Origin of the sequence: Mycobacterium sp. (assembly GCF_039583785.1) — a bacterium.
Classification (GTDB): Bacteria; Actinomycetota; Actinomycetes; order Mycobacteriales; family Mycobacteriaceae; genus Mycobacterium.
This window is the reverse complement of the sequence record NZ_JAVKSG010000003.1, coordinates 106,124-117,357: the sequence shown is the minus strand read 5'-3', so window position 1 is coordinate 117,357 and position 11,234 is coordinate 106,124. Positions and strand designations below refer to the sequence as shown.

The 11,234-nt window shown below is 67.9% G+C and carries 10 protein-coding genes and 1 tRNA gene; 5 read left to right on the top strand and 6 right to left on the bottom strand.

Features of this window, described 5'->3' with window-relative positions; translation table 11 throughout:
• Positions 1-187: 187 nt before the first annotated feature.
• Together cysK and cysE are read left to right on the top strand one after the other, a co-directional pair.
• Positions 188-1,120 carry a cysteine synthase A gene (gene cysK / locus ABDV69_RS03355; protein WP_343571916.1) on the top strand — a complete coding sequence of 311 codons (933 nt, stop codon included), beginning with the start codon at positions 188-190 and terminating at the stop codon, positions 1,118-1,120.
• Between the two features lie 2 nt (positions 1,121-1,122).
• Positions 1,123-1,806: a serine O-acetyltransferase gene (gene cysE / locus ABDV69_RS03350; RefSeq protein ID WP_343571915.1), complete on the top strand. Its 684-nt coding sequence runs from the start codon at positions 1,123-1,125 to the stop codon at positions 1,804-1,806.
• Between the two features lie 140 nt (positions 1,807-1,946).
• On the opposite strand, the gene mtnC is transcribed toward cysE, so the two are convergent.
• From mtnC to mtnA, 3 genes are read right to left on the bottom strand one after another with little or no spacing between them, the layout of a single operon-like run.
• A complete protein-coding gene (mtnC, locus tag ABDV69_RS03345; protein WP_343571914.1) occupies positions 1,947-2,627 on the bottom strand; it encodes an acireductone synthase in 681 nt (226 codons plus the stop codon).
• Positions 2,624-3,199, bottom strand: coding sequence for a cupin (locus tag ABDV69_RS03340; RefSeq protein WP_343571913.1), 576 nt, complete (start codon positions 3,197-3,199; stop codon positions 2,624-2,626). Before ABDV69_RS03340 ends, mtnC begins: the two co-directional genes overlap by 4 nt.
• Positions 3,196-4,794, bottom strand: a complete 1,599-nt coding sequence (mtnA, locus tag ABDV69_RS03335; protein WP_343571912.1) for an S-methyl-5-thioribose-1-phosphate isomerase — start codon at positions 4,792-4,794, stop codon at positions 3,196-3,198. The genes ABDV69_RS03340 and mtnA overlap by 4 nt, the downstream gene beginning before the upstream one ends.
• Positions 4,795-4,889: 95 nt before the next feature.
• Here mtnA and ABDV69_RS03330 point away from each other — a divergent pair, with 95 nt between their 5' ends.
• Positions 4,890-5,276, top strand: a complete 387-nt coding sequence (locus ABDV69_RS03330) for a DUF732 domain-containing protein (RefSeq protein ID WP_343571911.1) — start codon at positions 4,890-4,892, stop codon at positions 5,274-5,276.
• Between the two features lie 8 nt (positions 5,277-5,284).
• On the opposite strand, the gene ABDV69_RS03325 is transcribed toward ABDV69_RS03330, so the two are convergent.
• Positions 5,285-5,357, bottom strand: a tRNA-Asn gene (locus ABDV69_RS03325).
• A gap of 158 nt (positions 5,358-5,515) precedes the next feature.
• Here ABDV69_RS03325 and ABDV69_RS03320 point away from each other — a divergent pair.
• On the top strand, positions 5,516-5,755 hold the full coding sequence (locus tag ABDV69_RS03320) for a hypothetical protein (protein WP_343571943.1): 240 nt from the start codon (positions 5,516-5,518) through the stop codon (positions 5,753-5,755).
• Here the strand turns inward: ABDV69_RS03320 and dnaG are convergent.
• Positions 5,752-7,662 carry a DNA primase gene (dnaG, locus tag ABDV69_RS03315; RefSeq protein ID WP_343571910.1) on the bottom strand — a complete coding sequence of 637 codons (1,911 nt, stop codon included), beginning with the start codon at positions 7,660-7,662 and terminating at the stop codon, positions 5,752-5,754. The two genes, ABDV69_RS03320 and dnaG, sit on opposite strands and share 4 nt — an antisense overlap.
• A 110-nt stretch (positions 7,663-7,772) precedes the next feature.
• The gene (locus ABDV69_RS03310) at positions 7,773-9,026 is read right to left on the bottom strand and encodes a deoxyguanosinetriphosphate triphosphohydrolase (protein ID WP_343571909.1); all 1,254 of its coding nucleotides are present in this window, start codon (positions 9,024-9,026) and stop codon (positions 7,773-7,775) included.
• A 70-nt stretch (positions 9,027-9,096) separates the two neighbouring features.
• Between ABDV69_RS03310 and ABDV69_RS03305 the strand changes: the two genes are divergently transcribed.
• Complete coding sequence (locus ABDV69_RS03305; protein ID WP_343571908.1) at positions 9,097-11,082, top strand: TPM domain-containing protein; 1,986 nt, start codon at positions 9,097-9,099, stop codon at positions 11,080-11,082.
• Positions 11,083-11,234 lie beyond the last annotated feature (152 nt).

Here is an 11,234-nt window from a genome sequence, read left to right as displayed (position 1 = left end):
TCCCCCACCGCCGCAGCGCAGTCGGCAAAAACTCCACCCGATCGGCACGGACGCGTGTTGACCGCAGATCCCGCGGCCCAGCGCTTGACCCCCGTCGCGCTGGCCATTCCCACCAGGACAGCCACAGAGTTCGACATAAGCTGGGAGGGCGACGACCTTTGATCCGCGACCGTGGGAGCGAATCTAAATGAGCATTGCCGAAGACGTCACACAACTGGTCGGACACACGCCGATGGTCCGGCTGCGCCGAGTCACCGAAGGCGCCGTGGCCGATGTGGTGGCCAAGTTGGAGTACCTCAACCCCGGGGGCAGCGTGAAAGACCGCATCGGGGTCGCGATGCTCGACACGGCCGAACAAGCAGGGCTGATCAAACCTGACACCATCATCCTCGAACCGACGAGCGGCAACACCGGCATCGCGCTGGCGATGGTCGCGGCGGCACGCGGTTACAAGCTTGTGCTGACCATGCCCGACACCATGAGCAACGAGCGACGAGTTCTGTTGCGCGCGTACGGCGCCGAGATCGTTCTGACGCCGGGCAAAGAGGGCATGCAGGGCGCTATCGCCAAGGCTGAGGAGCTGGCCAAAAGCGACCAGCGGTATTTCATGCCGCAGCAGTTCGAGAATCCGGCCAACCCGGCGACCCACCGGGCCACCACCGCCGAAGAGGTGTGGAGCCAAACCGAGGGCAAGGTCGACGTCTTCGTGTCTGGCGTCGGCTCGGGCGGCACGATTACCGGTGTCGCCCAAGCGATCAAGGAACGCAAGCCCCAAGCCAAGTTCATCGCCGTCGAGCCGTCCGCCTCGCCGGTGCTGTCCGGCGGGCAAAAGGGGCCGCACCCGATCCAGGGCATCGGCGCCGGCTTCGTCCCGCCGGTCTACGACGAAGACCTTGTCGACGAGGTCATCCAGGTGGGCAACGAGGAGGCTTTCGACCTGGCTCGCCGCCTGGCATCCGAAGAGGGCCTGTTGGTCGGGATCTCGTCAGGCGCCGCGGTGGTCGCAGCGTTGGAAGTCGCCCGCAGGCCGGAAAACAAGGGCAAGCTCGTCGTCGTCATCCTGCCGTCCAACGGCGAACGGTATTTGAGCACTGCGCTGTTCGCCGATCTGGCGGATTGACAATGCTCGACGCATTCCGGGACGACATACGGGCGGCCAAGGAGCGCGACCCCGCCGTCCCGAGCACGCTGCAGGTCGTCTTCGCGTACCCGGGTGTGCACGCAATTTGGGGCCACCGGGTCAGCCACTGGCTGTGGCGACGCGGGGCCAAGGTCGCGGCCCGCACGCTCGGTGAAGTCAACCGGATCCTCACCGGGGTCGATATCCATCCGGGGGCCACGCTGGGCACCGGCCTGTTCATCGACCACGCCACCGGTGTGGTGATCGGTGAAACTGCCGAAGTCGGCGACGACGTCACGATCTACCACGGCGTCACCCTCGGCGGCAGCGGCAAGGACACCGGAAAACGGCATCCCACCATCGGCGACCGCGTGACCATCGGCGCCGGAGCCAAAATCCTCGGCGCGATCAAGATCGGGGACGACAGCCGGATCGGCGCGAACGCCGTTGTGGTCAAAGAGGTTCCGTCCAGCTCAGTGGTTGTCGGTGTGCCCGGACAGGCCATCAGCAGCGCCAAGCCGGGTACCGGCGACGACTCGCTGATGCCCGACCTGGTGGGGGTCAGCCTGCAGTCGTTGCTCACCCGGGTCGCCAGGCTCGAGGATCAGGCCCATACGCCGCAGACCGAGGGCGTCATCCGCCTGCCGGAAGCCGGCGTGTGGCACGGCGAGGACTTCTCGATCTAGGCTGCGCCCGACTGTTGCTCTCTGAATCCGCTGCGTGACAATCATCGACTCCCCGTCCCGGCGCGTGTCTGGCACACGTTTGCCTGCGCAGGTGCTGGCCGGCACCTGGTGAAATCGCCGTGCGCTCACGACGCACCTCGTCACGGGGTGACGTCGGCGAAAGAGCTGACCCAACGATGCGGCGGACGCGGCGAATTCGGTTCGCCGGGCCGGACGACCCCGAGCACCGACCATCCGGCGGCGGACGCGGCGTCGAGCTCATCGGGGTGGTCGGACAGAAACAGGATCTGGTCGGGCGCCGTGCCGACTGCCGTGGCGATGGCGTCGTAGGACGAGCTTTCCCGTTTGGCGCCGGCGTTGGCGAGATCGAACCAGCCGGTGATCAACGACGACAGCTCCCCGCCGTGGGCGTAGGCGAACCAATCCTGTTGGTTGCGAACCGAACCCGACGAGTAGACGTGCAGCTGGATGCCGTCGTCATGCCAGGATCTCAGCGCCCCCGGTACGTCGTCGAAGAATTCCCCGACCAGGTCCCCGCCGCGAAAACCCTCGGCGCACACCAGGCCTTGCGCGGCTTTCAACGGCGCGGCCTTGACGTCGGAATCCAGCCAGCCGCAGAGGATTTCCGCCACACCCACGGGACCGGCAGCTGAGCGGCCGGACAGTTCGCGGGTTTCAGCGATCACCGGGTCGGCGGCGCCACCCTGGTTGTCGGTCAACCACTGCTCGAGGTGCCGGCGGGTGTAGTCGTAGAGCTTCTCGCGGACCGAGTCGGTCGGACTGGTGGTGCCCTCGATGTCGACGACGATCGCGGTGATCACGTCGCGGCGAGTCGGTCGAGCGTCGGAAAGCGTTGTCCGATGGTGTCGCCGGTGAAGTCCCCGATCCAGCCGTCCTCGCGCTCGAAAAACCGGATCGCGGCGAAGTCGGGGTCCGCACCCATGTCGAACCAATGCCGGGTGCCCGCCGGCACCGTCAGCAGGTCACCGCTTTCGCACACCACTGCAAAGACTTCGGGCTCGAGATGCAGATAGAAGCAGGCTCGCCCCGACACGAAGAAGCGCACTTCGTCTTCGGCGTGGCGGTGCTCGGCGAGAAATTTCGAGCGCGCGGTGGCCGCGTTGGCGCGCCAGTCCGGGTCGTTGTGGTTGGGTTGCACAGCGGCCACATCGATGTGCCGGTAGCGGCCGTCGGCGTTGATCGCGGCCACCTGATCGGCGTAGTAGGCCAGGATCCGTTCGGCGGGTTCCCGAACGTCGAGGCCGGATGCGACCGGGCTGCGCTCGAAAGCGATTCCCCGCGTCGCAAGTTCGTCACGAATCCGGCTTGCGTCGGCAGTGCGCAGCCGCACCTGTTCGGCGTCGTTGTCGGCCATCACCTGTAGCAGTGTCATTCGATCCCTATCTCGCGGTGTCCGGTCAGCGTCACCAGTTCACAGATGGCTTCCAGACGTTCGATTCGGTCGCGGGCCTGCTCGAGATCGCGACCCCACCCGGTGATCCCGTGGCCCGCGATGAACAGCACCGGCGGGCTGTCGGGGTGCTCGGTCAGGTGTCGCTCGATGTCGTCGGCGATGCGTGCCACGTCGGAGTGATTCGCGAAGACCGGGATGGTAACGGCCTCCGCCGTGCCGAGGCCCTTGATCAGCTCGTAGCCGCGGTACGTCAAAGCCGTCGACGCGTCCACGGTCTGGGCGGTCGCATGCGGTGCGTGAACGTGGACCACCGCATTGGCGTCGGTGGCCCGGTAGATCGCGGTGTGGATGACGGCCTCGGCCGACGGGCGGCGGCTGCCCGCTACCGGGTTGGAGTCGGCAACGTGCACCGTCACCATGTCGTCGGCGGTCAGTTCACCCTTGGACAGCCCGCTGCCGGTGATCACCGCCGTCGGCCCGGTTCGCACCGAGATGTTGCCTGCGGTGCCCGGCATCCAGCCGCGCGCATACAGTCCGCGGGCCATGTCGGCGATCGGTTGCCCCACCGCGGTATTCGCCTCGCCGATCACGCCGTTCTCGGTGACGACCGCGGTGATCAGCTCAGGCGGGGTGACATCGAAGGCAGGGTTGTACGCGTCGGTCCGGTTCGGGGCGGTGGCCACACCGCCGACATGGGTGATCTCGTCCGCGGCCCGCTGCTCGACGACGATCTCGCGGCCCGTCGCGGTCGCCAGATCGCGGGTCGACTCGGGCGCGACGACGATGAAGGGAATGCCGTGCCGGTGCGCGGCGACCGCCAGCGCGTAGGTGCCGATCTTGTTCGCCACCGAGCCGTCGGCAGTTATGCGGTCGGCGCCGACCAGGACGCAGTCGACCTGTCCGGTGGCCATCGCCCACGCGGCCGCGGAGTCGATGGTCAGCCGGTGCGGGACACCGGCCTCGGCCAGCTCCCAGGCCGTCAGCCGGGCGCCCTGCAGCAGGGGCCGGGTTTCGTCGACCAGCACCTCGGCGATCCTGCCGCGGCCATGCAGCACCAGCACCGCACCCAGCGCGGTGCCGACGGCGGTGGTGGCCAGCCGACCGGTGTTGCAGTGCGTGAGAATGCGCAACGGCCGATCGGGACACAACCGCGTCACCAGGTCGGCCGCGTGGGTCGAACAGTGCCGGTTGGCCTCGGCGTCCTCGGCCAGCATCCGCCGGGCCTCGTCCAGCACCGCGTCCGGACCGCTCGGCAGCCCGGCCAGCGCTCGTCGCACCCCCCAGGCCAGGTTCACCGCGGTGGGCCGGGCCGACGCGATCCGCCGCGCCTCCGAGACCGCCTGGTCGCGATCGCCGACGTGCGCGTACGCCGCCAGTGCCACCCCGAATGCGCCGGCCACTCCCAGGGCCGGGGCGCCACGGATGGCCAGCGTTTTGATGGCGTCGATGACCTCGTCCACGGTGGTGATCCGCAGCCAGCGCAGATCGTGCGGCAACAGGCGCTGGTCGATGACCAGTAACGCGCCGTCGGCCCAGGTGATCGAGCTCTCACCGGTTGGCGTCACGGACTCCATCGGGGCCTCATTTCGGCTGAGCATCCCCGAATAGGATCGGCCAGATCCCTGTCCAGGGTCAACAGGACAATCGCGGTGATCTGGACCATGATGGAATGATGCGACTTCTTCTCGGTATTGTCGGCATCGCTGTGGCAGTGGGCGTGGCCATTCCCGCGCTGGCCGATCCGGCCGACGGCCCGCTTCCGCCGGACCCGGCTGCCGACGCGAACTTCATCGCCTCGCTCAACAAAGCGGGCATGACTTTCCGTAACGGGTCGGACGCCGTCGCGGCTGGGAGACTGGCCTGCGACATGATGAACTCCGGGACGTCTGAACAGGACGTCGTCAACAAATTGAGCATGCTCAATCCCGGCTTGAGCACCGCAGGTGCGATGAAATTCGCGGCGCTGGCGTCTAGCAACTACTGCCCGGAATACTTGACGAAATCGAGCGCAAAGACCGGCAATTCATCGCCGTTTCCTGGCCTCGGCGGACGCTGAAAAACCTGCTCCCCCGGGTGGACTCGAACCACCAACCCTCCGGTTAACAGCCGAATGCTCTGCCAATTGAGCTACAGGGGACTGCTCGGTATCCGCGGACACCATGGCGCGGAACGCTTGATGACTGTAGCGTACCGGCGCGCGCACGCCCAACCAGACCATTCGCCCGCCGGTGGGTGCGTGCTCGTCCGGATGGGGCAGGATGGATGCATCCGCGCCGCACCTTGGAAAGGACCGTTTTGATCCGCTACGTCGTCGTGCTGGGACTGGGCTATGTGTTGGGCACAAAGGCCGGTCGCCGTCGTTACGAGCAGATCGTCGGCACCTACCGCGCACTGACGAGCAGCCCCGCCGTCAAGTCGATGATCGACGCGGGCCGGCGCAAGGTGGCGAATCAGGTCTCGCCGGACGGGCGGATGGTGACGCTCACCGAGATCGACGACGCAACCAGCGTGGTCGAGCGCGAACGACCCAGCTAGGCGCTGAGGCCGTCACCGCTGGCCTGCTCGAGCAGGCTGCGCCGGTAGGCCTCCATCGCGACCAGGTCGCCGAACAACGCGTGGTACTCATCGCCCTGCTCCACCGGTGACATCCGCTGCAGCTTGGACTTGACATCGGCGATCTGCCGGCCGATCCAGACCTCTTGGAGGCGAGCCAGTACGCCGGCGATGTAGCGCGGCAGCTTCTCGTCGTCCTCGTTCCGGATGGCCTCGACGCCCAGCTCGTTGACCAGCCCGGCAGCGGCGGGTGACAGCGCCTGCTGGCGCACCGCGTCCAGCCATTCGGCACCGCCGACGCCGGTCGCGGTGCCACCGGCCGCTTCGATGGCGGTGCACACCGCGGCGTACCCGGGGTGGGTGAAACTCTCGACGGTGAGTTGGTCGAATACCGGCCCGGCCAGCGCGGGGTACTGCAGCGCGGATTTGAGCGCCTCACGTTGCGGCCACAGCGTGGGATCTTTCGGGTTGGGCCGCGAAACAGCCGGTTGCACGCCGGCGTCGGCCTGCCTGCCGACAGGGCGACGGGTTTTGTTGCGCCCTTGCGCCGTCGGCCTTTTCGCCTCCTCGCGGACTCGGCTGATGACCTGCGCGACATCGGCCCAGCCGACCCAGCCCGCCAGCTGTCGCGCGTACTCGTCGCGCAGCGTCGGGTCCTTGATCTGCGCGACGATCGGCACGCAGCGCCGCAGCGCGGACACCCGGCCCTCCGCGTTGTCCAGGTCGATGTCATTGAGCGTGGTGCGAATTGCGAACTCGAACAGCGGAGTTCGTCGTGCTACCAGATCGCGCAGCGCGCCGTCACCGGACGCCAGCCGTAGATCACACGGATCCATCCCGTCGGCCGCAACAGCCACGAACGACTGGCCGGCCAGTTGCTGCTCACCGGAGAACGCCTTGAGCGCGGCCGCCCGGCCCGCTTCGTCGCCGTCGAACACGTAGATGAGCTCGCCGAGAAAGAAGTTGTCGTCCATCATGAGTCGGCGCAGCATCGACATGTGCTCGTCGCCGAAGGCGGTGCCGCAGGATGCCACCGCGGTGTTCACCCCGGCCAGGTGCATCGCCATCACGTCGGTGTAGCCCTCGACGACGACGGCCTGATGCCCCTTGGCGATGTCGCGCTTAGCCAGGTCGATACCGAACAACACCGACGACTTCTTGTACAGCAACGTTTCTGGCGTGTTGACGTATTTGGCTTCCATCGGGTCGTCGTCGAATAGCCGTCGTGCGCCGAACCCGATCACCTCGCCGGCCGATGATCGGATCGGCCACAGCAGCCGGCGGTGAAACCGGTCCATCGGTCCGCGGCGACCCTCCCGCGACAGGCCGGCGGCCTCCAGCTCCTTGAATTCAAAACCCTTGCGCAGCAGATGTTTTGTCAGCGTGTCCCAACCCGAGGGGGCGAAGCCGCAGCCGTAGCGGCGGGCCGCGTCGCCGTCGAAATTTCGCTCGGTCAAATACTTGCGGGCCGGCTGCGCCTCCGGCGACTCGAGCGCCGCCGCGTAGAACGACTGCGCCTCGGCGTTGGCGGCGATCAGCCGGCTGCGACTCCCGCGGTCGCGCTGTACGTTGGTGGCCGCCGCCCCGGTGTAGGTGAGGGTGTGCCCGATCCGGTCGGCCAACACCTCGACGGCCTCGACGAAGCTGACGTGCTCGATCTTCTGCACGAAGGCGTACACGTCGCCGCCCTCGCCGCAGCCGAAGCAGTGGAAGTGACCGTGGTTGGGCCGCACGTGGAACGACGGCGACTTCTCGTCGTGGAACGGGCAGATCCCCTTCATCGAATCCGCGCCGGCCCTGCGCAGTTGGACGTAGTCGCCGACGACGTCCTCGATGCGGACCCGTTCGCGGATGACGGCGATATCGCGATCAGAGATGCGGCCGGCCATCGGCCCAGTGTAGAGCCGACCCTCAGGACGCGATGACGGTTAGCCGGGGCCGATGACGCCGCGGGCGAATGCGTCGGTGGCCACCGGCTGGTTATCAGCCGTCCGGTGACTCACGTCTGAGTCGAGGCGATGCGTTCCAGGCGCCCCTCGGTGTAGGAGACGATCTGGTCGACGATCACACGGATCCGCGCGCCGTCGTCGGCCGCGGCGTTGAAGGCCGGCAGGTAGATCGGATCGAGGGTGCGGGGCGCTCCGGTCAGCAGCGCGTGGGCCACCCGATGAATGCATTCCCGTTGCCGCGCTTGGATTTCCTGGTGTCGCGGGTCGGACATGATGAACTGCAGCGCCAGCGTTTTGAGCAGGGCAACCTCGGCGCGCACCACCTCCGGCACGGACAGCTCGGCCCGGTAGCGGGCCAGCGGTCCGGGGCCGGCGTCGGCACGGGTGGCCGCGATCGCCGCCGACGCGAATCGGCCGACCAGCTCGCTGGTCATCTGCTTGAGCGACACCGCGGCCGACAGCGTGGCGTCGTACTTGCCGACCGCGGCGACCGCAGGAAGCCCGGTCAGCCGATCCGCTGCCGCGATCAAGTCGTCGGCCCGGACTCCGGCGAAGTCACGCTCGCCGAGTTTGGCCAGGGCGGCCGCTTGGTGATCGTCGCCGAGCACCCGCAGGTCGATCCGTCTGGAGACGACGCCGTCCTCGACGTCGTGTACCGAATAGGCCACGTCGTCGGCCCAGTCCATCACCTGGGCCTCCAGACAGGGCCGATCAGCGGGGGCGCGGTCGCGCATCCACTCGGCTTTGTTGCGGTCGATGTCGTAGAAGCCGAACTTGCGCCGATGCGGGTCGCGCAGCCACGGATATTTGGTGACCGCGTCGAGCGCCGCCCTCGTCAAGTTGAGACCGGCGCTAGCGCCTTGTCCATCAATGACTTTGGGCTCTATGCTGGTCAGTATTCGGAAGTTCTGCGCGTTTCCCTCGAAGCCGCCGTAAGCGGCAGCGAATTCGTCGAGGGCCTGCTCGCCGTTGTGTCCGTACGGCGGGTGCCCGATGTCGTGGGCCAGCCCGGCCATGTCGACGAGGTCGGGATCGCAGCCAAGTCCGGTCGCCATGCCCCGACCTATCTGGGCGACCTCCAGCGAGTGGGTCAGTCGTGTGCGCGGCGTGTCCCCTTCCCGCGGGCCGACGACCTGAGTCTTGTCCGCGAGCCGACGCAGCGCGGCGCTGTGCAGCACCCTGGCGCGGTCGCGGGCGAAATCGGTGCGGGTCTGCCCTTCGGTGCCCGGCAAGCCCGCGGTCTTCGGCGCCTCGGGCACAACCCGCTGGCGGTCGAAATCGTCGTAGGGGTCAAGCTGGCTCATCGACCCACAGTCTGCCAGTCGGGCCGATAGCTCCCCCGACCCGCTTCGTTGCGGGGATAGATTGACTCCCATGAGCACCCTGCGCCGCTCGGTCGCCGTGTTCATGGCGATGCTGATCACCGCCCTCACGGTCACGCCGTCGGCCACCGCGCAGCCCCCATTCCGGCTGCCCAGCTACCTCACCGACAACGCCGGCGTTCTCAGTGCCGCCGACCGCTCGGCGATCAAGTCGGCCACCGGCAGGCTCTACTCTGAGCGCCACATTCAGTTGTGGGTGGTGTTCGTCGACGATTTCTCCGGACAGTCGGCCGTCAACTGGGCTGACAGCACCCGGACTGCCAGCGATCTCGGTGACTTCGGCGCAGTGCTGGCGGTGGCGACCGTCGACCACTCCTATGCGTTCCTGGTTCCGCGCCGGGTCAAGACGATCGACGCCAGCCAGGTCGACGACCTGCGGCGCAACCAGATCGAGCCGGCGCTGCGCCGCGGCGACTGGGGCGGCGCAGCGGTCGCGGCGGCCAACGGCCTGGCTCGGGGCCCGCAGTCGGCGAGCTCGGCGCCCTTGCTGATCGGCTTGGGCGTCATCCTGTGCGCGGTGCTGGCGCTGTACGTGTTCACCCGTTGGCGGCGTCGTCGACGGCGGGCCGCCGAACTGGCCGCGGCCCGGCGGGTCGACGCCACCGACCCCGATGCGTTGGCGTCGCTGTCGCTGGGCGCCCTGGACGACCTGTCGCGATGCAAGGTCGTCGACGTCGACAACGCCGTGCGCACCAGCGCCAACGAGCTCGCGTTGACGATCGAGGAGTTCGGCGAGCAGCGCACCCAGCCCTTCACCCATGCGGTCGACACCGCCAAAGCAGCTCTGGCCCAAGCATTTACGGTGCGTCAACAACTCGACGACGCGATCCCCGAAACTCGTGCACAGCGTCGTCAGCTGCTGACCGAGGTAATCGTCGGCGCGGCGCGGGCCGACCGCGAGCTGGAGTCGCAACGGGAGGATTTCGAGAAGATGCGCGACCTGGTGGTCAACGCCCCGGCGCGGCTGGACACCCTGACCCAGCAGGTGGTCGAGCTGACCGCCCGCATCGAACCGGCCGAACAGCGACTGACCGAGCTGCACAACGAGTTCGACTGCTCCGCGCTGGCCTCGGTGACCACCAACGTCACCACCGCCAAGGACCGGCTGGCCTTCGCCGAGCAGAACCTCGGCCAGGCACGGGCGACGGCGGCCAAGCCGGTCAGTGGCGAGCAAAGCACTCTGGTCGACGCCGTGCGTGCAGCGGAATCCGCACTGGGACAGGCCCGCTCGTTACTAGATGCGGTAGACAGCGCCGCCGGCGACATCCGGCACGCCGTCGCGACACTGCCGTCGTTGATCGCCGACATCCAATCCGGGATCGAGCGGGCCGACACCGCGCTGCGCAGCGCCCAAAAGGCCAACGCGCCGCACCTGCGCGATCTGGCCGGCGCCCGCGCTGCGGCGAGCCGCGCGCTCGACGCAGCGCACTCGAGCGGTTCCGCCGATCCGCTCACCTCGTTCACCGTGCTGACCAAAGCCGACGCCGATCTGAATCGACTCCTGGCCGCGGTCGCCGAGGAGCAGGCGGCCGCCGAACGCCTGCGCCGGACACTGGAACAGACGTTGTTCACCGCGCAGTCGCGGGTGCACGCCGTGTCGGAGTACATCGACAACCGCCGCGGCAGCGTCGGACCCGAGGCGCGGACCCGACTGGCCGAGGCGAGTCGCCAGGTCGACGCCGCGCAGGACCAGAAGGCGACCGACCTGAGCGGGGCGATCACGCGTGCCAACAAGGCCGCGGCGCTGGCCGCGGAGGCGCAGTCGCTGGCGGAATCGGATGTGCAGTCCGCGCAGATGGCGTACACCTCGCGCTACGGCAGCGGCGACCACACCGGTGCGATGATGGGCGGCATCATCATCGGCGACATGCTCGGCGACGCGATGCGCGGCGGCTTCGGCGGCGGTTGGGGCCCGACGTCGTTCGGCGGTTCCGGCTCTTCCGACGGCGGCTTCATGGGTGGCGGCGGCCGGTTCTGAACAGCGCGTCGGCCGGTAAAAAGTGATGCGGCAGCTCACCACGCCCTAGTGAGCCGCCGCATCGACTTGCCGATGATATTAGACTGGTGACCAATAGGTGCGGGAATCGCGGAAATTATCCGGACGAGTTTCGCATCTGCCCGCCGTCAGCA